General features: G+C 68.2%; 1 pseudogene (running past one end of the window). It reads left to right on the plus strand.

What is annotated here, in order from left to right:
- Positions 1 to 5 precede the first annotated feature (5 nt).
- Positions 6 to 25,484, plus strand: a pseudogene (locus A5750_RS26585) (non-ribosomal peptide synthase/polyketide synthase); its annotated part runs 1,913 nt beyond the window's last position; the annotation flags it as partial.

Here is a 25,484-nt window from a genome sequence, read left to right on the forward strand (position 1 = left end):
GTCGGATGGAACGTGACGACCGGGCGCTCCCGCTGACGCCCGGGCAGTTGGACATTTGGCTCGCGCAGGAGACGGGCCGCTTCACTGCGGAGTGGCAGCTCGGGCTCTTCGCGAAAATCGAGGGTCGGCTGCAGCGAGAGCCCTTGGTGTGGGCGATCCGCCGAGCGCTGCAGGAGGCTGAACCGGTCCGGGCAACGTTTTTTGAAGAGCAGGGCCAGGTTTTCCAGACCACGATTGATGATCCGAAACTGGAGCTGATTTTCCACGACCTGACCGGGTCGCAGCGTCCCCTGCAACACGCCTACGAGATAGCCGCGTCCATTCAACGCACGCCGATGCCGCTCACGGGACCGCTGTTCAGGTTCGCGCTGTTTCAGACACGGCCCGACGAATTCCATTGGTTCACGTGCTGCCACCACATCGTCGTGGACGCAACGGGCATTGCGCTGGTCGGCCACCGGATCGCCACCCTCTACTCGGCCATTGTCGCGGGCGCGTCCATGCCGCCCCCGTTCTTCGGCTCCCTCGAGGACTTGGTCAGGTGCGAGGCAGCCTACGAAGCGTCGGCCGATTACCAAGAGGATCAGGCGTATTGGGCGCACAACCTGCCGCCCGAAAGCGAATTCGAGCACTGGCTGCCGCGCGAGGCGAGCGAGCCCGGGCGTTGTCGTTCCTCCGCGCCGGTTCGCCTGGATCCGGTGGTGCTGCGCCGGATCCAAGAGTCGGCACAGGTGCGGGACATGCCTCGATCGTCGGTTATCACCGCGGCGTGCGCGCTGCTGGTACACGGCTGGTGCGCCCAAGGCCCTGACGTGGTACTGGACTTCCCGGTAAGCAGGCGAGTGGATCCGGAGTCCAAGACCCTCCCCGGGGTGTTTTCCGGGGTCGTGCCGCTGGTCGTGACGGTATCGCCGGACGCTACGGTCGCCGATTTCTGTCGGCATGTTGACCTCCGGATTCGAGAAGCCCTGCAACATCAGCGTTTTCCGGTGCAAGCCCTGGAACGCAAGTCCCGCTTCCGCGGCCGAAAGCAGCGAGCCCACCGGGTGAGCGTCAACTTTCTTCCGTCCGCATTCACCTTGGACTTCGGTGGCCTGCCGGCTTCGGCGTCATTCACCAATTCCGGCCTGACGGACGGCTTCGGGTTGTTCTTCTCTGCCGCCGGCGACGAACTTCTGTTCGGCACAGAGGGCACCGGCCAACCATTTCCGGCCCTCGGCGTCACGGACCTGGCGGAGCGGCTGCAAGACGTCTTGCTGGCGATGACGGCCGACCCGGGCCGGCGGCTCTCCTCGATCGATCCGTTCAGCGCCGACGAGTACGGCCGACTCGAAGAATGGGGAAACCGCGCGGTGCTCACGCAGGCGTCGGCCCAACCGGTTTCGATTCCCGAGTCGTTCGCCGCGCAAGTAAAGCGCGCACCCGGGGCCGTGGCCGTCAGGTTCGCGGGTCTGTCGATGACCTACGGGGAGCTCGATCAGGCCGCGAATCGCCTCGCGCATCTGCTGACCGAACATGGCGCGGGCCCGGCCGGGTGTGTCGCATTGCTGTTCAGCCGTTCCCCGGAGGCCGTCGTCGCGATGTTGGCGGTACTCAAGACCGGTGCGGCATACCTGCCGATCGATCCGCAGCATCCCCGGTCCCGCATCGAGTTCATGCTGAACGACGCCACCCCGATCGCCGTCTTGACCACCGCGGAACTCCGGTCGCGGCTGGACGGGTGCAACCAGGTGGTCATCGACGTCACGGACCACGCTGCCGACACCCGACCCGGCACCGCGTTGCCGCTGCCCTCACCCGATGACATCGCATACATCATCTACACCTCGGGCACCACCGGCGTGCCGAAAGGTGTTGCAATCACGCACCACAACGTGACCCAGCTGCTGGCGTCGCTGAACCCGCAGGGGCAGGTGTGGGCGCAGTGGCATTCGTTGGCCTTCGACGCTTCGGTTGAAGAAATCTGGAGCGCGCTGTTGTTCGGCGGCCGGCTGGTGATCGTGCCCGAACCGGTGGCGGGCTCACCGGAAGACCTGCACACACTGCTGCTCACCGAACAGGTCAACGTCGTGAGCCAAACCCCCTCAGCCGTCGAAGGATTGTCCCCCGAAGGTTTAGGATCTGCGGCGCTGCTGGTAGCCGGTGAGGCTTGCACCGCCGAGACCGTCGATCGTTGGGCGCCTGGGCGGGTCATGGTCAACGGCTACGGTCCCACCGAGACCACAGTGTGCGCGTCGAGAAGTGCGCCGCTGACCGCCGGAACGGGCGCGCCGCCGATCGGCGCGCCGGTGCCCGGAGCGGCGTTGTTCGTCCTCGACGCGTGGTTGCGTCCGGTGCCCGCCGACGTGGTGGGCGAGTTGTACATCGCCGGGCGAGGTGTGGGGGTGGGGTACTGGCGCCGGGCCGGGCTGAGCGCGTCGCGATACGTGGCCTGCCCCTTCGGGCCGCCGGGAACGCGGATGTATCGGACCGGGGATCTGGTGCGCTGGCGGCGCGACGGCCAGCTCGATTACCTCGGGCGCGCTGACGAGCAGGTCAAGATCCGCGGCTACCGCATCGAACTCGGCGAAATTCAGGCCGCCCTGGCGGCACTGGATGGCGTCCAACGGGCCGCGGTGGTCGTGCGCGAGGACCGTCCCGGCGACAAGCGATTGATCGGCTACGTCACCGAAACCGACGCTGGGGCTGTCGATCCCGGTGCCGTGCGGGCGGCGTTGGGCGAGCGGCTGCCCGGATATATGGTGCCCGCGGCGCTCGTGGTGCTGCAGTCAATGCCGTTGACGATCAACGGCAAACTCGACACCCGCGCCCTACCGGCACCCGAATACGGCGACGCCGAACGGTACCGGGCCCCCACCAACGCAGTCGAGGAGATCCTGGCCGCCATCTACACCCAAGTGCTCGGGGCGCAGCGCGTTGGCGTCGACGAGTCGTTCTTCGACCTGGGCGGGGATTCACTGTCGGCGATGCGCCTGGTCGCCGCGATCAACAAGTCGATGGATGCCGGACTCTCGCTGCGCACGCTGTTCGACGCCCCCACGGTCGCACTGCTGGCGCCCCGGCTCAATGGGGAAGCGGCCAAGCGCGCGCCATTGGTGGCCGGCGAACGGCCCGCCCGGGTTCCGTTGTCGTTCGCCCAGCGGCGACTGTGGTTCCTCGATCAATTGCAAGGCGGCACAACCACATACAACATGCCGGCCGCCTTCCGAATCCGCGGGCAACTGAACATCGAGGCTCTTTGCGCGGCGCTCGATGACGTCGTCGCCCGCCACGAACCCCTACGAACCGTCTTTCCCGACGTCGACGGCGTGCCCTTCCAGCGGGTGCTGCCGCCCCAGGGCCGGATGTGGCAACGCGGGGATGCCGCGATAGTGCAGTTGGCCGAGCAAGATCTGGCCGGCGAATTGACGTCGCTGGCCGGTCATCGATTCGATCTGTCGACCGAGATCCCGATCCGTGTGCAGATCTATTCGCTCGCTCCAGAGCGGTATGTGGTGGGAATCGTGGTGCACCATATCGCCTTTGACGGGTTGTCGCTGGCGCCGATGGTGCGAGACATCACCGCGGCGTACGAGGCGCGGCGGCGGGGCCTTGCTCCGGGGTGGGCCGGGCTGCCGGTGCAATACGTGGATTACACACTGTGGCAGCGGGCCCAGTTCGGCGACCTTGATGACGCCGACAGCCCGATCGCCGCACAGCTGGCGTATTGGGAGAATGCGCTGGCCGGGGTGCCCGATCGCGTGGAGTTGCCCACGGATCGGCCGTACCCACCGGCCGCCGATCAGCGTGGGGCCACCATGGCGGTGGATTGGCCCGCGGAGTTGCAGCAGCGGGTGCGGGCTGCCGCCCGCGAATGCAACGCGACCAGTTTCATGGTGATGCAGGCCGCATTGGCCGTATTGCTCTCACGACTCGGTTCGACTTCGGATGTGGCGCTGGGCTTTCCGATCGCCGGCCGTGACGATCCCGCGCTCGACGATCTGGTCGGGTTCTTCGTCAACACCCTGGCGCTGCGGGTGGACCTGACCGGTGACCCCACGGTGGCCGAGCTGCTGACCCAGGTCCGGCTGAAAGGGCTTTCCGCTCTCGAGCATCGGGATGTGCCTTTCGAGGTGCTCGTCGAGCGGCTGAACCCGGCGCGGTCGCTGACTCATCATCCGTTGGTGCAGGTGATGCTGGCCTGGCAGAACCTGCCGGGAAGCATAGGTGATCCGGGGGACGGGTTGGCGTTGGGTGATTTGGAGGTCGCGCAGCTACCGGTCGCCACCCACACCGCCCGCATGGATTTGACGTTCAACCTGGCCGAGCGCTTCACCGATGCCGGTGAGCCGGACGGGATTTCGGGATCCGTGGAGTTCCGCACCGACGTCTTCGAGCCGGGCACCGTCGTCGCCTTGGTCGGCCGGTTGCAGCGGGTGCTGGCTGCCATGACCGCCGACCCGCGGGCGGCGTTGTCGTCGATCGATGTGCTCGACTCCGATGAGGCCGCGCGGCTCGACGTGCTCGGCCACCGCGCCGTGCTGGCCCGGCCGGCGGAGGCGGTCTCGATCCCGGCGTTGTTCGCCGAGCAGGTGGCGCGCGCCCCGGAGGCGGTGGCCCTGCGCTGCGGGCCGCGCTCCTGGACCTACCGCGAACTCGACGAGGCGTCAAACCGGTTGGCGCACCTGCTCGTTCAATGCGGCGCTGGTCCGGGTGAGAATGTAGCGCTGCTGTTCACCCGGTCGGCCGAGGCCATCGTAGCGATCCTGGCCGTGCTCAAGACCGGGGCGGCCTACCTGCCGATCGACCCCGCAGTGCCCGACGAGCGGATTGCCTTCCTGCGCAAGGACGCCGCACCGGTCGTCACGATGACCACCGTCGCGCTGCGCCCCCGCTTGGGCGAGTGCGACCTGGTAGTCCTCGAGGTCGACGATCCCCGCATTGACGGCCAACCCAGCACCGGTCTTCCGGCCCCGGCGGCAGCAGATGTCGCCCACATCATTTACACCTCGGGCACCACGGGCGTGCCCAAAGGTGTTGCCGTCACTCACCACAACGTCTCCCGGCTGTTCGACGCCCTGCAGACCGGAATCAGGCTGGGGCCCGAGCAGGTGTGGACCCAATGCCACTCCTACGCCTTCGACTTCTCGGTGTGGGAGATCTGGGGCGCCCTGCTATTCGGCGGTCGGCTGGTAGTGGTGCCCGACGAGGTGACCCGCTCCCCCGACGACCTGCACGCACTGCTGATCGCCGAACAGGTCACCGTGTTCAGTCAAACCCCCTCCGCGCTCGCGGCGCTGTCACCGCACGGGTTGGAGGCGGTCGCGCTGATGGCCGCCGGGGAGGCGTGCCCACCGGAGGTGGTAAACCGATGGGCCCCGGGCCGGCTGATGCTCAACGGGTACGGTCCCACCGAGACCACCGTCTACGCCACCATCAGCGCCCCGCTGACTCCCGACCGTGCGACCGTCCCCATCGGCGTGCCGGTGCCCGGGGCGGCACTGTTCGTGCTCGATCCATGGCTGCACCCGGCGCCGCCCGGGGTCGTCGGCGAACTGTATGTGGCCGGCCACGGCGTCGGCATCGGCTATCTCAACCGGGCGGGGTTGACGGCGTCGCGGTTTGTGGCCTGTCCCTTCGGGCCGCCGGGAACACGAATGTATCGCAGCGGGGATCTGGTCCGGTGGGCCCCCGATGGACAACTCGACTACCTCGGCCGTGCCGACCAGCAGGTCAAAATCCGCGGCTACCGCATCGAACTCGGCGAAATCCAGGCCGCGCTGGCCGCTCTCGAGGGTGTTGAGCACGCCGCGGTCATCACCCGCGAAGACCGCCCGGGCGATAGGCGGCTGGTCGGCTACATCACCGAAACCCGCCCCGGCACAGTCGACCCTGCCGCTGCGCGCGCCGCACTGGCCGACCGGCTCCCCGGCTTCATGGTGCCCGCGGCGGTCGTCGCGGTGGACGCGCTGCCCATCACGGTCAATGGCAAGCTCGACGCCCGCGCCCTACCCGCCCCCGACTACACCACCGAGCATTACCGCGCTCCGACCACACCGGTCGAAGAAATCCTGGCCGCCATCTACGCCCAGGTGCTCGGCATCAAACGGGTCGGCATCGACGACTCCTTCTTCGACCTCGGCGGCGACAGCATCTTGTCGATGCAAGTAGTGGCCCACGCCCGTGCGGCCGGGCTGAGTTGTCGCCCCCGCGACATCTTCGTCGAACAAACCGTGGCCCGGTTGGCCCGCATCGCCGGAATCACCGACGGGCACGACACCGTCATCGATGAGGGTGTCGGGCCGATCAGGCCCACCCCGATCATGCGCTGGCTGTTCGACATCGACGGCCCCGTCGACCAGTTCAACCAAACCATGGTGCTCCAAGCACCGCCCGGCGTCACGCCCACCGATGTGCTCGCCGTCCTACAAGCTTTGATCGACCACCACCCCGTGCTTCGGCTCCGAGTCCACGGGGACGGCACCGAAGGCCGCACGCTGACCGTCCCCGAGACCGGCGTCGTCGACGCCGGTGAGTGCCTGCGCACGGCCGACGTGTTGAGCGATGAGGAGCTTGTCCGGACCCGGTCGGGGCTCAGCCCCGCCGCCGGAACCATGCTCGGCGCGCTGTGGGTGTCCGGCACCGGTCAACTGGTGCTGATCATCCACCACTTGGCGGTCGACGCAGTCTCGTGGCGGATCTTGTTGGAGGACTTAAACATTGCCTGGGCTCAACGCCATCGCGACCAACCCATCAGCCTGCCCGCCGGTGGTACCTCATACCGGCGCTGGGCCGAAATCCTCGAGCAACACGCCCACACGCCGGCGGTCACCGAGCAGACCGACACGTGGAAACACATCACCAGCACCGCCGTCGGCCTCCCCCGCCCCCAACAGCAAGACACCCATACCAGCGCCGGGCACCTGACGGTCTCGCTGGACACCGACACCACACGCCGACTCCTCACCGACGTTCCGGCGGCGTTTCATGCGGGCATCCACGAGATCTTGCTGATCGCCTACGCACTGGCCTGGACCGAATTCCTCGGCACCGGCGACGGCCCCCTTGCCATCGATGTCGAAGGGCACGGCCGCCACGACGACCTGGTCGACGACGTCGACCTGTCGCGCACGGTTGGCTGGTTCACCACCAAATACCCCGTGGGCCTGAATGTCGGCGACCTGCGGTGGCCGCAGGTCACGTCCGGCGACGCAGCACTGGGCTCGATCGTCAAGCGCATCAAGGAACAACTGCGCGCCGTGCCCCATCCCCTGAGCTACGGGCTGCTGAGGTACCTCAACACCGACACCGATCTGGCCGGGCCCGACCCCACCATCGGATTCAACTATCTGGGACGCCTGGGCGACCCGGCCGACACCCACATCTCTGGCGGCCAGTGGCGAGTCGACCAGGGCAGCCTGGCGGTCGCCGGCGCTGCCGCCGAGGTGCCAATGCCCCTGTCTCACACCGCTGAACTCAACGCCGCCACCATCGACACCGACGCCGGCCCACAACTCAACGCCACCTGGACCTGGGCGCCCTCGGCGCTCGATGACACCCGGGTCGGCCGGCTCAGCCGGCTCTGGTTTGACGCCCTCACCGGCATCTGCGCCCATGTCCATCGTGGCGGCGGCGGACTGACCCCCTCCGACATCGCTCCCGCCCGGCTCACCCAACACCAAATCGACGAGCTGCAAGCGCAATACGACATCGCCGACATCTTGCCCCTCACACCCCTGCAGGAGGGACTGCTGTTCCACACCGCTCCCGCTCTCGGTGACCTGTATGCGATGCAACTCGACATCACCGTCGCCGGTCCACTGCACCCCGACCGACTACACGACGCCGTGCAAACCGTCATCAGGCGCCACCCCAACCTCGCCGCCCGCTGCTGCCCGCAATTCGACGAACCCGTGCAGATCATTCCTGTCGACCCTGAAATACCCTGGCAATACCTCGATTACGACTCCCAGCCCGACGGGGGCGCCGAGCGACTGTGCGCCGCGGAACGCGCCGCGGTCTGCGACCTGGCCGGGGGCGCGTCGACCTTCCGGGCGGCGTTGATCCGCACCGCCGAAGACCAGCACCGCATAGTGTTGACTTTCCACCACATCGTGCTCGACGGCTGGTCGCTACCGATACTGATGCAGGAGATCTTCGCCAGCTACCAGGGCCAGCAGCTGCCGCCGGCCACACCCTACCGCCGGTTCGTCACCTGGCTGGCCGAGCGAGACCTCGACGCCGCCAGGGCGGCCTGGCACAACACCCTCGCGGGCTTCGACACTCCCACGCTCGTCGCCCCGCCGGCCCGGATCAGGCCCGGCGCCAAGGCCACTAGCGCGTTTGCGATGACCGGGTCCACCACATCGGCGTTGAACGAGCTGGCGCGATCCCAGCACACCACCGTCAACACCGTCCTGCAGGCAGCATGGGCGCAACTGCTGATGGGCATGACCGGCCAGCGCGACATTGTCTTCGGCACCGCCGTCTCCGGGCGTCCCGTCGAGCTGGCCGGTGCCGACACCATGGTGGGGCTGCTGATCAACACCGTTCCGGTGCGGGCCACGATCAGACCAACCACCACCACCGCCGGCCTGCTCGGCCAACTCCATGCCGCGCACAACCACACCCTCGACCATCAACACCTGGCGCTCAACGAGATTCACCGCACGACCGGTCACGACCAACTTTTCGACACCCTGTTCGTCTACGAGAACTACCCGATCGGCTCCACCACGCTGGCGGGCGCGGACGGGCTGACCATCACCGCGTTCGACGGCCACGAGGCCAACCATTACCCACTGACCATGCAGGCCACGCCCGGACCCGAACTGAGCTTCCGGATCGAGTACGACACCGGCGTATTCGACGCCGCAAGCATTGACACGCTCATCGACCGGCTGCGGCGGATCGTCGCGGCGATGATCGCTGATCCGCAACTCCCACTGTCGGCGCTCGACCTGCTCGACGCCGACGAGCGCAACCGCCTCGACGACATGGGCAACCGGGCGGCTCTGGGCGGACCCGCACCGGCGTGGGTGTCGATCCCGGAACTGTTCGCCGGCCAGGTAGCCAGCTCGCCGCGGGCGGTGGCCATCCGTTGCGCGGGCCGGTCGTTGACCTATCGGGACGTCGACGAGGCGTCGAATCACTTGGCGCATTCACTGTCTGGTCTCGGCGCCGGCCCCGGCGCGCGGGTGGCGCTGCTGTTGGAACGCTCCGCCGAAGCTGTCATCGCCATGCTCGCGGTCCTCAAGACCGGGGCGGCGTACCTGGCGATCGATCCGGCCCTGCCCGACGAGCGGATCGGATTCATGTTGGGTGACGCCGCGCCGATCATCGCGGTCACCACCACCGCCCTGCGCCCACGGCTGGCCGGGCACGCCCTCGCCGTCATCGATATCACCGACGACCGCACGACCGCTCAACCCCGCTCCACCCTCCGGGCGCCCGCTGCGGACGATATCGCCTACCTCATTTACACGTCGGGCACCACGGGAGTGCCCAAAGGGGTTGCGATCAGCCATCGCAACCTGGCCCACCTGGTGGAGTCGGCGTCGGCCCATTTACCCGCGGAGCAGGTGTGGACGCAGTGTCACTCCTATGCGTTCGACTTCTCCGTGTGGGAGATCTGGGCCGCCCTGCTGGGTGGTGGGCGCCTGGTGGTGGTGCCCGACCAGGTGACCAGATCACCGGACGACTTGCGCGCCCTGCTCATCGCCGAGGGCGTCACCGTGCTCACCCAAACGCCGTCGGCGGCCGCGGCGCTCCCCCCGCAAGGGCTGGAGTCGGTGGCGCTATTGCTCGGCGGCGAGGCCTGCCCGCCCGAGCTGGTGGACCGGTGGGCACCGGGGCGGGTGGTGATCAACGCCTACGGCCCCACCGAAACCACCGTCTACGCAACGCTCAGCGCCCCGCTGACGACGGGTTCGGGGACGGTCCCCATCGGCGCACCCGTACCCACAGCGGCATTGTTCGTCCTCGACGAATGGCTGCACCCGGTGCCGCCCGGAGTGGTCGGCGAACTGTACGTGGCCGGACGCGGCGTCGGCGTCGGCTACATCGGCCGGCCCGGGCTGACCGCAGGGCGGTTCGTGCCGTGCCCCTACGGCGGGCCCGGCGCGCGGATGTACCGCAGCGGTGACCTGGTGCGCTGGGGAGCCGACGGGCAACTGCGTTACCTCGGTCGCGCCGACGAGCAGGTCAAAATCCGCGGCTACCGCATCGAACTCGGCGAAATCCAGGCCGCGCTGGCCGAAATCGACGGCGTCGAACAGGCCGCGGTCATCACCCGCGAGGACGTTCCCGGCGCCAAACGACTGGTCGGATACGTCGTCGAAACCGCCCCCGGCACCGTCGATCCCGTTGCGGTGCGCGCCGCGCTGGCCGTGCGGCTGCCGGGTCACATGGTTCCCCAGGCGATCGTGGTGCTGAACGCGCTGCCGCTGACGGTCAACGGCAAACTCGACACCCGGGCCCTGCCCCCGCCCGACTACGCCCCCGGGCACTACTGGGCCCCCGCTTCCGCCGCTGAAGAGATCCTGGCCGGCATCTACGCCCAGGTGCTGGGCGTCGAACGCGTCGGTGCTGATGACTCGTTCTTCGACCTGGGCGGGGACTCGCTGTCGGCGATGCGTTTGATCGCCGCCGTCAACACCGGGCTGGACGCGAACCTCGCCGTGCACGAATTGTTCGACGCGCCAACGGTTGCGCAACTGACGTCGCGCCTCGACGACGAGACCCATCGCCGTGAGCCATTGCGGGCGTACCGGCGCCCGGCGATGATCCCCCTCTCGTTCACCCAGAACCGGCTGTGGGTTCTCGACCAGTTGCAGGGATCCTCCTCGGTTTACAACATTCCGGTGGCCCTGCAGTTGCGCGGCCCGCTCGACGCCGAAGCGCTCGGCGCAGCGCTGGCCGACGTGGTGGCCCGGCACGAAAGCCTGCGCACGACATTTCCCGCACTGGATGGGCTACCGCAGCAACTCGTCATCCCCGCCGAGCGGGCGGATTTCGGCTGGGAAGTCATCGACGCCACCGGATGGCCGTCCGGCCGACTCGACGAGGCAATCGACGAAGCGGCGCGTCACCCCTTTACCTTGGAGACCGACATCCCCCTGCGCGCGAAGCTTTTCCGGGTCGCCGATGAGGTGCACGTGCTGGTGTGCGCAGTACACCACATCGCCTTCGATGGGTGGTCGGTGGCGCCGATGATCCGCGACATCGGCGAGGCCTATGCCAGCCGATGCGACGGGCGGCTCCCGGGATGGCCTGAATTGCCGCTGCAATACGTGGATTACACGCTGTGGCAGCGGGCGCAGTTCGGTGCGCTCGACGACGGTCACAGCCGGATCGCCGCCCAGCTGAAGTATTGGGAAGACGCCCTGGCCGACCTGCCCGAGCGCCTCGAATTGCCGACGGACCGGCCCTATCCCTCGGTGGCAGATCAGCGTGGTGCCAAAGTAACCGTGGACTGGCCGGCCGAGCTGCAGCGCCGCATACGCCAAGTGGCCCGCGACCTCAACGCGACCAGTTTCATGGTGGTGCAGACCGCCTTGGCGGTACTGCTGTCGCGGCTCAGTGCGAGTTCCGATGTGGCCGTGGGATTTCCGATCGCCGGGCGTGGTGACCCCGGGCTCGATGACCTGGTGGGATTCTTCGTCAACACGCTGGTGTTGCGGGTCGACGTAGCCGGTGACCCAACCGCCGCCGAGCTGCTGGCCCAGGTTCGCCGGCGCAGCCTGCTGGCCTTCGAGCATCAAGACGTGCCGTTCGAGGTGCTCGTCGAGCGGCTCAACCCCACCCGGTCGCTGAGCCATCATCCGCTGGTTCAGGTGGCGTTGGCGTGGCAGAACCTGCCCGGGCACGCCAGCGACCCCACCGCTGTGCCGGCGTTGGGTGACGTGCGGGTTACCGAGCTGCCGCTGGACACCCACAGTGCCCGCATGGACCTGACCTTCTCGCTGTCCGAACACTGGACCGACGCCAACGCGCCCGACGGCATCCGAGGCGCGGTTGAATTCCGCACCGACGTGTTCGACCCCGACAGCATCACCACTCTTGTCGATCGGTTCCAGCGCATCCTGGTGGCGATGACCGCCGATCCCCGGGCGCGGTTGTCGACGATCGATGTGTTGGATGCTGACGAGCACGCCCGTCTGGACAAGACGGGTAACCGGGCAATCCTGACCCGGCCGGCGCCCGGGCCGGTCTCCATACCGGCCCTGTTTGCCGGCCACGTGACCCGCACCCCCGACGCGGTCGCCATCAGCGACGGGGGACGCAGCTGCACTTACCGCGAATTGGACGCGGCATCAAACCGGTTGGCGCACTTCCTGACCAGGAATGGCGCCGGTCCCGGTGAGAGCGTGGCGCTGCTGTTCTCCCGCTCGGCCGAGGCCGTCATCGCGATCTTGGCGGTGCTCAAGACCGGGGCGGCTTATCTGCCTCTGGACCCCGCGCTACCGGCGGGCCGGATCGATTTCATGCTCGCCGATGCCGGGCCTATCGCCGCGATCACCACCGCGGCCCTGCGCTCGCGGCTGGATGGGCACCGGCTGACCGTCCTCGACGTGGAAGACGTCGCCGTGGACACCCAGCCGAGCACACCGCTGCCTGCGCCCGCCCCCGACGACATCGCGTATCTCATCTACACCTCAGGGACCACCGGTGTGCCGAAAGGTGTTGCCATCACTCACCACAACGTCACGCAGTTGTTGGCCTCATTGGACGCCGGCCTTCCGCCCAAAGGCGTTTGGCCGCAGTGTCATTCCCTGGCCTTCGACGTCTCGGTGTGGGAGATCTTCGGCGCCCTGTTGCGTGGCGGGCACGTGGTGGTGGTGAACGAAGACGTGACCACGTCACCGGCCGACTTCCACGATGCGCTGGTGACCGGTGAAGTCGATGTGCTTACCCAAACCCCTTCCGCGGTGGGTGTGTTGTCACCCGAAGGCCTGGAGTCGGCGGCTCTGGTGGTGGTCGGTGAGGCTTGCGCCCCCGAAGTGGTCGATCGATGGGCGCCCGGACGAGTGATGATCAATGCCTACGGTCCGACCGAGACGACGATGTGTGTCGCGATCAGTGCGCCGTTGACCGCCGGATCGGGGACGGTGCCCATCGGCACCCCGGTGCCCGGGGCGGCGTTGTTCGTCCTCGACGAGTCGTTGCTTCAGGTACCGCCGGGGGTGGTTGGTGAGCTGTACATCGCCGGCCGCGGCGTCGGTGTCGGTTATCTGCGTCGGGCGGGACTGACCGCGGCCCGATTTGTGGCCTGCCCCTTCGGAGGCCCCGGGGCGCGCATGTATCGCACCGGAGATCTGGTGCGGTGGGGCCGTGACGGACAACTGCACTACCTCGGACGCGCCGACCAACAGGTCAAGATCCGCGGTTATCGCGTCGAACTCGGCGAAATCCAGTTGGCGCTGGCCGCTCTCGAGGGCGTCGACCACGCTGCCGTCGTCGCCCGCGAAGATCATCCCGGCGACAAACGACTCGTCGGCTATATCACCGGCACCGCCGAGCCGGCCGCCGTCCGTACCGCCTTGGCTGAGCGGCTGCCGGGCTACATGGTTCCCGCCGCCGTTATCGCATTGGACGCGCTGCCCTTGACGGCCAACAAGAAGCTCGACACCCGCGCCCTTCCGGCGCCCGACTATTCCAATGTCGATAACTACCGTCCCCCGACCGACGCCGTCGAGGAAATCCTTGCGGGCATCTACGCCCAAGTCCTGGGACTCGAGCGGGTAGGAGTCGACGACTCCTTCTTCGACCTTGGCGGCGACAGCATTTCGTCGATGCAAGTGGTCGCCCGCGCCCGCGCCGCCGGACTCGTGTGCCGCCCGCGCGACATCTTCGTCGAACAGACCGTTGCCCGACTGGCCCGCGTCGCCCACGCCACCGAGGGTCTGGAAGCCGCTGCGGACGAGGGCATCGGCCCCGTACCGGTCACCCCGATCATGCATTGGCTGCACGACATCGACGGCCCCGTGGATCAGTTCAACCAGACGATGGTGCTACAGGCGCCGCCCGGGGTCACCCACGCGGACGTGGTGGTGGTCCTGCAAGCCCTGCTGGACCATCACGCCATGCTGCGGCTGCACGTCGCCGAGGGCGATGCCGGCGAGTGGACACTGACCGCGCGCGAGGCCGGTGCGGTGGATGCCGGCGGCTGCCTGTACGCCGTCGATGCGTTCACCGACGGCGCGGTGGCGGACGCCCGGGCACGGCTGAGCCCCGCCGGCGGGAGAATGGTCAGCGCGCTGTGGGTGGCCGACACCGGCCAGCTGGCGCTGATCATTCACCATCTTGCCGTCGATGCGGTGTCCTGGCGAATCCTCTTGGAGGACATCAACATCGCCTGGGCTCAACACGCCGGTGGTCAGCTAATCGAACTGCCCGCGGGCGGAACGTCGTTCCAGCGGTGGGCATCGCTGCTCGCCGAGCACGCCGACCAGCCCGAAATCGTGAACCACGCCAAGACCTGGCAACGGGTGGCGACGACGCAGGCCGCGCTCACACCACCAAAGCCCGAGAGTGATACCTACGCGAGCGCGGGGCATCTGACGGTTTCGCTGGACACCGAGACCACCCGCCTACTGCTCGGTGAGGTACCCGCGGCCTTTCACGCCGGCATCCAAGACATCCTGTTGATCGCCTTCGGTTTGGCGTGGGCCGAGTTTTCGGGCTCGGAGCGTGGCGGGCCTATCGGAATCGACGTCGAGGGCCACGGCCGTTACGAGGATCTCGCCCCTGATGTCGACCTGTCCCGCACCGTGGGCTGGTTCACCACCAAGTACCCCGTGGCGCTGGCAGTCGACGGGCTGCACTGGGCCCAGCTGGTGACCGGTGACGCTGCAGTCGGCCCGATCGTCAAGCGGGGCAAGGAACAGCTTCGCGACCTGCCCGACGCCATAACGTACGGCCTGCTGCGCTACCTCAACCGAGATGCCGCGCTCCCCGAATCCGACCCGACGATCGGGTTCAATTACTTTGGGCGGCTAGGCGCGGCCGAGGACTCCGCCGAACTGTGGCGGATCAGCCGAGACGGTCTCGCGGTCTCCGCCTCCGCCGCGGCGGGGCCCATGCCGCTGGCTCACACGCTGGAACTCAACGCCAGCACAGTCGACACGGCCACCGGTCCTCACCTGCATGCCGACTGGACCTGGGCCCCTTCGGCGCTCGATCACACCCAGGTCGCCCGGCTCAGCCAGCTGTGGTTCGACGCGCTGACCGGCATCTGTGCCCACGTTCAACGCGGGGGCGGCGGCCTGACTCCGTCCGACGTCTTCCCCGCCCACCTCACCCAACGGCAGATCGACGAGCTGCAGCAGCATCACCGAATCGCCGACATCCTGCCGCTCACCCCGCTCCAGCAGGGATTGCTGTTCCACTCCGCCCGACAGAACAGCGACAACGACCTGTACGCAATGCAACTCGACATCACCGTCGCCGGCCCGCTTCACCCCGAACGCCTGCACGACGCAGTGGACGCCGTCATCGCCCGTCACCCGCAACTGGCCGCCCGATTCTGCAGTCAATTCGACCAACCGGTGCAAGTCATCCCCGCCGATCCGCAATCTATCTGGCAATTCCTCGAATTCGAGACCGATGTCGACGAGCAGGTCCGACGGATATGCGCCGCGGAGCGCGCCGCGGTCTGCGACCTCAGGGGCTCGCCGGCTTTTCGCGTTGCTCTGCTCCGTACCGGGCCGGAACGGCATCGGGTCATCCTGACCAATCACCACATCGTGCTCGACGGGTGGTCGTTACCGATCCTGCTGCAAGAGATCTTCGCCAGTTATTACCGCCAGCGACTGCCGGCCGCCGGGTCGTATCGACGGTTCGTCACGTGGCTCGCCGAGCGCGACCTGGCCGCCGCCCGGGCGGCCTGGGGTGACGTGCTGGCCGGTTTCGATGTTCCCACGCTGGTCGGGCCGCCGGGCCGGTCAAAGCTGGGACCGCGAGGCGTTGCCTCGGCCCGGGTTCCGGAGGCCACCACCCAGGCCGTGAACGAGCTGGCCAGATCCTGTCGCACTACCGTCAACACGGTGCTTCAGGGCGCCTGGGCGCAGGTGCTGATGTCGATGACCGGCCGGCGTGATGTCGTCTTCGGCGCCGCGGTCTCGGGACGGCCCACCGAGGTGACCGATGCGGAATCCATTGTGGGACTGATGATCAACACCGTCCCGGTGCGGGCCACCATCACACCGGCGACCACGATCGCCGACCTGCTCGACCAGCTCCAGAGTGCCCACAACCACACCCTCGACCATCAACATCTGGCGCTCAACGAAATTCACCGCATCACCGGGCACGACCAGTTGTTCGACACGCTGTTTGTGTTTGAGAACTACCCCATCGACACCACCGCGCTGCTCAACAACAACGGACTTGCCATCACCGATTTCACCGGCACCGAATCCAGCCATTACCCGCTGACGATGCAGGCCCGGCCGGACCGCGAATTGATCCTTCGCGTCGAGTACGACAGCCACGTGTTCGATGCGGCCGCCATCGAATCATTGATCGAGCGCTTCCAGCGGGCATTGGTGGCGATGACCAGCGATCTGGGCGGCCAATCGTGACCACCAATCCAACACGGCGGCTGTTGTCCATCGATCTGCTCAACGAGTCTGAGCACGCACACCTGGATGAGTGGAGCAACCGCGCGATATTGGCCAAGGCCTCGGCGCCCGTGTCGATTCCGACGCTGTTCTCCACCCAGGTGGAGCGCGCGCCCGAGGCGGTGGCAGTCACCTTCGAGGGCCGCTCGATGACCTACGGCGAGCTCGATCAGGTATCGAACCGGCTGGCGCACTTGCTGGTTGGATCTGGCGCCGGCCCGGGTGCGTGCGTGGCCGTGCTGCTCTCAAGGTCCGCGGAGGCGATTGTGGCGATCCTGGCGGTACTCAAAACCGGTGCGGCGTATCTGCCGATCGATCCGGCGGTGCCCGCCTCCCGGATCGAATTCATGATCGCCGACGCCGCGCCCATGGCCGCGGTCACCACCGCCGCGCAGGCCGGGCGGCTGCACGGATGTGGGCTGGCCGTCGTCGAGGTCGACGACCCATGCATCGACACCCAGCCGGACACCCCGCTGCCGGGCCCGGCCCCGGACGACATCGCCCACATCATCTACACCTCGGGCACCACCGGTGTCCCGAAAGGGGTTGCGGTTACCCACCACAACGTCACCCGGCTGTTCGACTCACTCGACGTCGGGCTGGAACTGACTCCGGCACAGGTGTGGAGCCAGTGCCACTCTTACGCGTTCGACTTCTCGGTGTGGGAGATCTGGGGCGCGCTGCTGTTCGGCGGGCGGCTGGTCGTGGTGCCCGAGGCGGTGGCCGGCGCACCGTCGGACCTCCACGCCCTGCTCGTCACCGAACACGTCACCGTCTTGAGCCAGACCCCCTCAGCGGCGGCCGCACTCTCCACCGAGGAATTGGAGTCGGTGGCGCTGATGGCCGCGGGTGAGGCCTGCCCCGCCGACCTGGTCGACCGCTGGGCACCCGGGCGCGTGATGATCAACGGCTACGGCCCAACCGAAACCACCGTCTACGCCACGATCAGCGCCCCGCTCAGCCCCGATTCGACGGTGGTGCCCATCGGGACGCCCGTGCCGGGGGCGGCGCTGTTCGTCCTCGACGAGTTGCTGCACCCGGTTCCGCCCGGATCGGTCGGCGAACTCTACGTGGCCGGCCAGGGCGTCGGGGTCGGGTATGTGCGCCGGCCGGGGCTGACCGCGTCACGGTTCGTTTCCTGTCCCTTCGGCGGAGCGGGGACGCGGATGTATCGCACCGGGGATCTGGTGCGGTGGGGCCCCGATGGGCAACTGCAGTATCTGGGTCGCGCCGACCAACAGGTCAAGATCCGGGGCTACCGCATCGAACTCGGTGAAATCCAGGCGGCCCTGACCGCACTGGACGGGGTCGACCAGGCCGCGGCCATCGCGCGCGAAGATCGCCCCGGCGACAAACGGCTGGTCGGCTATATCACCGGGACCGCCGACCCGGCCACCGCGCGTGCCGCGCTGGCCGAGCGGTTGCCGAGCTACATGGTGCCCGCGGCGATCGTGATGCTGCCGGCACTCCCCTTGACGGTCAACGGGAAACTCGATACCCGCGCCCTGCCAGTGCCGGAATACCAAGCTGCCGAACACTATCGCGCCCCGACCAACGCCGCCGAAGAGATCCTGGCCGGCATCTACGCACAAGTGCTCGGGCTCGACCGGGTCGGCATCGACGACTCGTTCTTCGACCTGGGCGGGAATTCGGTGTCCGCGATGCGTCTGGTCGCCGCGATCAGCACCGCGCTGGACACCGACCTCGACGTGCACACGTTGTTCGACTTTCCCACCATCGCCCAGCTGGCGCCCCGTATCGGCGACGAGGCAGGGCGGCGCAAGCCGTTGGTGGCTGTCGAGCGCCCGGCGGTGGTGCCGTTGTCTTTCGCCCAGAATCGGTTGTGGTTCCTCGACCAATTGCTCGGCCCCTCAGCGGTTTACAACATGGCGGTGGCATTGCGGTTGTGCGGGCGCCTTGATGTCCACGCGCTGGGTGCCGCGCTGGTCGACGTGATCGCACGTCATGAGAGCCTGCGCACGGTGATTGCCGCGCCCGACGGCATACCCCAGCAGCGGGTCGTGTCCGTCGAGCGGACCGACTTGAGGTGGGAGATCGTCGACGCCGCCGCATGGTCGCCGAGCCGGCTGAGTGAGGCCGTCGAGCAGGCAGCGGCTCACAAGTTTGACCTGGCAACCGAGATACCGCTGCGTGCAAGGCTTTTCCGTGTCGCCGACGATGAGCACGTGTTGGTCGGCGTGGTGCACCATATCGCCGCCGACGGCTGGTCGATCACGCCGCTGTTGCGTGATCTGGGCAAGGCGTATGCCAGCCGGAGCGCGGGGCGCACCCCGGGCTGGGCTGACTTGCCGGTGCAGTACGTGGATTACACGTTGTGGCAACGCGAACGTTTCGGCGATCTCGACGACGGCAACAGCCCCATCGCCGGGCAGCTGGCCTACTGGCGGGACGCCCTGGCCGGGATGCCCGAATTCCTGCAGCTGCCAACCGATCGGCCGTATCCGCCGGTGGCCGACCTGCACGGCTCCAAGGCCGACGTGGACTGGCCGGCGGAGCTCCAGCAACGAGTGCGCCAGCTCGCCGGTGAGCACAACGCGACCAGCTTCATGGTGGTTCAGACCGCCCTGGCGGTGCTGCTGTCGGCGCTCAGCGCGAGTTCCGATGTGGCGGTGGGGTTTCCGATCGCCGGGCGTGGCGATCCCGCGCTCGACGAGTTGGTCGGGTTCTTCGTCAACACCCTGGTGTTGCGGGTCGATCTGGCCGGAGATCCCAGCTTCGGCGACCTGCTGGGCCAGGTGCGCAGGCGCAGCCTCGCCGCCTACGATCACCAAGACGTGCCCTTCGAGGTGCTGGTCGAGCGGCTCAACCCAACCCGGTCCTTAGCCCATCACCCCCTGGTCCAGGTGATGCTGTCCTGGCAGAACCTCTCCGGGCACGAAAACCACGACCCCGCCGCCGGATTGGCGTTGGGCGATGTGCGAGCCACCCAGGTGCCGGTGAACACCCACACCGCCCGCATGGACCTGTCGTTCTCGCTTGCCGAACGCTTCACCGAGGCGGGCGAGCCCGCCGGCATCGGCGGGGCGGTCGAATTCCGCAGCGACTTGTTCGACACGGCAACCGTCGCCGCACTCATCGAGCGGTTCGAACGCGTGTTGGACGCGATGACCGCCTACCCAGACCAGCGGTTGTCGTCGCTGGATGTGCTGGATGCCGCTGAGCATGCCCGGTTGGATGAGCTCGGCAACCGGGCGGTCTTGACCGAGCCGACGCCCGCGCCCGTGTCCGTTCCGGAGTTGTTCGGCGGCCACGTGGCCGGCTCGCCGCAGGCGGTCGCGATCCGCAGTGGCGGCCGTTCACTGACCTATCGGGAACTCGACGAGGCCGCCAACCGGTTGGCGCACCGGTTGAGCGCCGACGGGGTGGGGCCGGGCTCGTGTGTGGCGCTGTTGTTGGAGCGATCCGCGCAGGCGGTGGCGACGATGCTGGCCGTACTCAAGTCCGGGGCAACGTATCTGGCGATCGACCCCGCGCTGCCCGACGCCCGGATCGAGTTCATGATCGCCGATGCCGCGCCGGTCGCCGCTCTCACCACCGCGGGCCTGCGGTCGCGACTGGACGGGTACAGCATGTCGGTCATCGACGTCGACGACCCTGCTGTGGACGGCCAACCCGGCACCGCGCTGCCCGCACCCGACCCGGACGACATCGCCTACCTCATCTACACCTCGGGCACTACCGGTGTCCCCAAAGGTGTTGCCATCAGCCATCGCAACCTGACCCACCTGGCGCAGTCGGCACCCCCGGGCCTACCCGGCGCCCAGGTCTGGACCCAATGCCACTCTTATGCCTTCGACTTCTCGGTGTGGGAAATCTGGGCCGCGCTGCTCGGCGGCGGGCGGCTGGTCGTCGTGCCCGACGAGGTAGCCGCCTCGCCGGAGGACTTCCACGCCTTACTGGTCGACGAAGGGGTGAACGTGCTCACCCAGACCCCGTCCGCGGCGGCCGCGCTCGCACCGCAGGGGCTGGATTCGGTGGCGCTGCTGCTGGGTGGTGAGGCCGTCCCCGCCGAGGTGGTGGATCGCTGGGCACCCGGACGGGTGGTGGTCAACGCCTACGGACCGACCGAGGCGACGGTGTACGCGTCGATGAGCCGGCCGCTGGCAGCGGGGTCCGGGGCGGCGCCGATCGGCGTTCCCGTCACCACCGCGGCGTTGTTCGTCCTCGACGAATGGCTGCGCCCCGCGCCGCCGGGGGTGGTCGGCGAGTTGTATGTGGCCGGCCGCGGCGTGGGGGTCGGGTATGTGCGCCGAGCCGGATTGACCGCGTCACGCTTTGTCCCCTGTCCCTTCGGCGAACCCGGGACGCGCATGTATCGCACCGGCGACCTCGTGCGGTGGGGTCCCGACGGGCAGCTGCGCTACCTCGGACGCGCCGATGATCAGGTGAAGATCCGCGGGTACCGCATCGAACTCGGCGAGATCCAGACCGCGCTGGCGGGGCTGGACGGCGTTGAGCAGGCGGTGGTGATCGCCCGTGAGGACCGTCCGGGCGACAAACGCCTGGTCGGCTACATCACCGGAACGGCGGGCCCCGCCGAGGCGCGCGCCCAGCTGGCCGAGCGGCTCCCGGCCTATATGGTTCCCGCCGCGGTGGTGGGCATCGACGCATTGCCGTTGACGGTCAACAACAAGCTTGACACTCGCGCCCTGCCGGCACCGGAATACGGGGACGTCGATCATTACCGCGCGCCGACCAACGCGGTCGAGGAGGTCCTGGCCGGCATCTACGCCCAGGTGCTCGGGCTTCAGCGGGTGGGGGTTGACGAGTCATTCTTCGACCTGGGCGGGGACAGCATCTTGTCGATGCAGGTGGTGGCCCAGGCGCGGGCGGCCGGGCTGACGTGTCGGCCGCGCGACATCTTCGTCGAGCAGACCGTGGCCCGGCTGGCCCGCGTGGCCGCGGTGGCCGGCGTCGAAACCGTTCCGGTCGATGAGGGCGTCGGGCCGCTGCCGGCCACCCCGATCATGCGCTGGCTTTACACCGTCGCCGGGCCGATCGACCAGTTCAACCAGACGATGGTGGTCCAGGCACCCGCCGGGGTCACCGAGGCCGACGTGGTGATCGTTCTTCAGGCGTTGCTGGACCGGCACGCCATGCTGCGGCTACGCGCCGGCACCGACGATGCCGGCGACCTGTCGCTCCACGTGCCCGAACCGGGTTCGGTCGACTCCGATGCTTGCCTGCGGATCGTCGACGCGCTCTCCGGCGAGGCGCTGTCAGACGCCCGGTCACGGTTGAACCCGGCTGACGGGGCAATGGTTCGCGCACTGTGGGCGACCGCGACCGGCCAGTTGGCGCTGGTCATTCACCACCTGGCCATCGACGCGGTGTCCTGGCGAATCCTGTTGGAGGATTTGAACATCGCGTGGGGTCAGCATCGCGGCGGACAACCGATCGCGCTGCCGGCAGCGGGGACCTCATTTGCCCGCTGGGCCGCACTGCTCGACGAGCACGCCCACGCCCCCGCGGTCGCCAACAAGGCCGACCGCTGGCGAAAGGTGTTGGCGCTCCCGGCCGCGCTGCCGCCGGTACAACCCGAGGTGGATACCTATGCCGGCGCCGGGCACCTGACGGCAACACTGGACGCCGAGACAACCCGCCTGCTGCTGGGTGAGGTGCCCGCGGCATTTCACACCGGCATCACCGACATCCTGCTGATCGCCTTCGGCATGGCCTGGGCCGAATACTTCGGCGCCGACGGTGGCGCACCCATCGGCATCGACGTCGAAGGCCACGGGCGCCATGACGACCTGTTCGGGGGCGTCGACCTGTCGCGCACGGTGGGCTGGTTCACCACCAAATACCCGGTCTCCCTGGCGGTCGGGGGGCTGCGCTGGGCTCAGGTCGTGGGCGGTGACGCGGCCCTGGGTGCGGTGATCAAAGACGCCAAGGAACAGCTCCGCGCCCTGCCCGACGGCCTGACCTTCGGGCTGCTGCGTTACCTCAACGCCGACGTCGACATGCCCGGTTCAGATCCGGCGATCGGGTTCAACTATTTGGGCCGGATGGGCGCGGGCGCCGCCGACCTCCCCGACGAGCTGTGGCGCGTCAGCCAGGACGGCCTGTCGGTCGCCGCCGCGACCACCGTGCCGATGCCCTTGGGACACACCGTGGAAGTCAACGCCGTCGCGTTGGAAAACGATGACGCCGGCGCCGGCCCACACCTGCACGCGACCTGGACGTGGGCCCCTTCTGCACTGGACCACGGCCAGGTCAGCAGGCTCAGCCGGCTGTGGTTCGACGCCCTGGCCGGCATCTGCGCGCACGTCCTACGCGGCGGCGGGGGACTCACGCCCTCCGATATCGTCCCCGCCCGGCTCAGCCAGCCCCAGATCGACGAGCTGCAGCAGCGATACCGGATCGCCGATATCTTGCCGTTGACTCCCCTGCAGCAGGGACTGCACTTTCACGCCGGCGCCGCCGGCGGCAATGACGACCTGTACGCGATGCAGCTGGACATCACCGTCACCGGCCCGCTCGACCCGCATCGCCTGCACGACGCCGTACACGCGGTGATCACCCGCCATCCCAACCTGGCCGCCCGGTTCTGCGAAGAATTCGACGCGCCGGTCCAAATCATTCCGGCCGACCCGACGCCTGCGTTTCAGTACTTCGAACTGGGCTCAGAGGAACAGGTCCAGCAGGTGTGCGCCGCCGAACGCTCCGCGGTCTGCGACCTCGCCCAGCCACCGGCTTTTCGGGTGGCTTTGATCCGCACCGCCGAAGGCCGGCACCGGGTCGTTTTGACCAATCACCACATCGTGCTCGACGGCTGGTCCCTGCCGATCCTGTTGGGGGACATCTTCGCCGGCTATTACGGACAGCGACTCCCCGCGGCCACGCCGTATCGCCGGTTCGTCGACTGGCTAGCCGATCGGGACCTGGAGGCCGCCCGCGCGGCCTGGCGCGATGTGCTGGCCGGCTTCGATACCCCCACTCTGGTGGCCCCACCTCGCCGATCGGGGCTCGGGCGGCGCGGCGTGACCGCGTCGCGGTTGCCCGAGGAGACCACCCGGGCACTGACCGACCTGGCGCGCTCGTGTCACACCACCGTCAACACCGTGCTCCAGGCGGCGTGGGCGCAGCTGCTGATGGGGCTGACCGGCCACCATGACGTCACCTTCGGCACCGCGGTATCCGGCCGGCCGACCGATGTGCCCGGCGCGGAAACGATGGTCGGCCTGTTGATCAACACGGTGCCGGTCCGCGCGACCATCACCCCGGCCACCAGCACCGTCGACCTGCTCGACCAACTGCGGAACCACCACAACCACACGCTGGAACACCAACACCTGGCGCTCACCGAGATTCACCGCGCCACCGGCCACGACCAACTCTTCGACACCCTGTTCGTCTACGAGAACTACCCGATCGACACCGCCGCATCGTTGGATGTCCGCGAGCTGGCCATCACCGACGTCGCCACCCGCGAATCCACCCACTATCCGCTCACACTGCAGGCCATGCCGGGCGACCAATTGGGCCTGCGCGTCGAATTCGACAGCGATGTCTTCGACGCGGCCGACGTCGAAGCGCTGACCGCGCGGTTGCGGCGGGTGCTGGTGGCTATGACCGCCGATCCGACGGCTCGGTTGTCGTCGACGGATGTGCTCGATGCCGACGAACACGCCCTCCTCGATGAGATCGGCAACCGCGCGGTATTGGCCCGGCCCGCGACGCCGGTGTCGATTCCGGGCCTGTTCGCCGCGCAGGCGGCGCGCACACCCGAGGCGGTGGCGGTCACGTTCGACGGCCGTTCGATGACGTACCGCGATCTTGACCTGGCATCAAACCGCTTGGCGCACTTGCTGATCGAACACGGTGTAGGACCCGGCCAGTGTGTGGCGCTGCTGTTCAATCGGTGCGCCGACGCGATCATCGCGATCCTGGCAACGCTGAAAGCGGGCGGGGCCTATTTGCCGATCGACCCGGCGCACCCGCCGGCCCGGATCCAGTTCATGATGGCGGACGCCGCGCCGATCGCCGCGGTCACCACCATCGGCCTGGCCGACCGGCTGCGCGGGTACGACGTTCCGGCCATCGCCACCGACGACCCCGCCGTTGATGCCTACCCAGAGACGGGGGTCCCGCCGCCGGGCCCCGACGACGTCGCCCACATCATCTACACCTCGGGCACCACAGGTGTCCCCAAGGGCGTCGCCGTCACCCACCACAACGTCACCCGGCTGTTCGACTCACTCGATGTCGGCGTGCAGCCCGGGCCGGAACAGGTGTGGACGCAGTGCCACTCCTACGCCTTCGACTACTCGGTCTGGGAGATCTGGGGCGCCTTGCTGCACGGCGGCCGCCTGGTCGTGGTGCCCGAGGCGGTGGCGGCCGCACCGGAGGCCTTCCACGCCTTGCTCGTGGCTGAAAGGGTCAGCGTCTTGAGCCAGACCCCGTCGGCCGTGGCGGCGCTCTCACCCGAGGGTCTCGGACCGGCGGCGTTGATGGTCGCCGCCGAGGCCTGCCCGGGCGACGTGGTGGACCGTTGGGCGCCCGGGCGGGTGATGATCAACGGCTACGGCCCGACCGAGACCACGGTTTACGCGGCGATCAGCGCCCCGCTGGCGGCGGGGTCGGCGGTGGTGCCCATCGGTGCACCGGTGCCAGGGGCGGCCCTGTTCGTGCTGGACGGCTGGCTGCGGGCGGTGCCGGTCGGCATGGTCGGGGAGTTGTACGTGGCCGGCCGCGGCGTCGGGTGCGGCTATCTGCGCCGGGCCGGGCTGACCGCGTCGCGGTTTGTGGCCTGTCCGTTCGGGGAGCCCGGAACACGCATGTACCGCACCGGGGATCTGGTGCGGTGGGGCGCCGACGGGCAGCTGCAGTATCTCGGGCGCGCCGATGAGCAGGTCAAGA

Origin of the sequence: Mycobacterium sp. 852002-51613_SCH5001154 (assembly GCF_001667425.1) — a bacterium.
In the GTDB taxonomy this organism is placed as follows: domain Bacteria; phylum Actinomycetota; class Actinomycetes; order Mycobacteriales; family Mycobacteriaceae; genus Mycobacterium.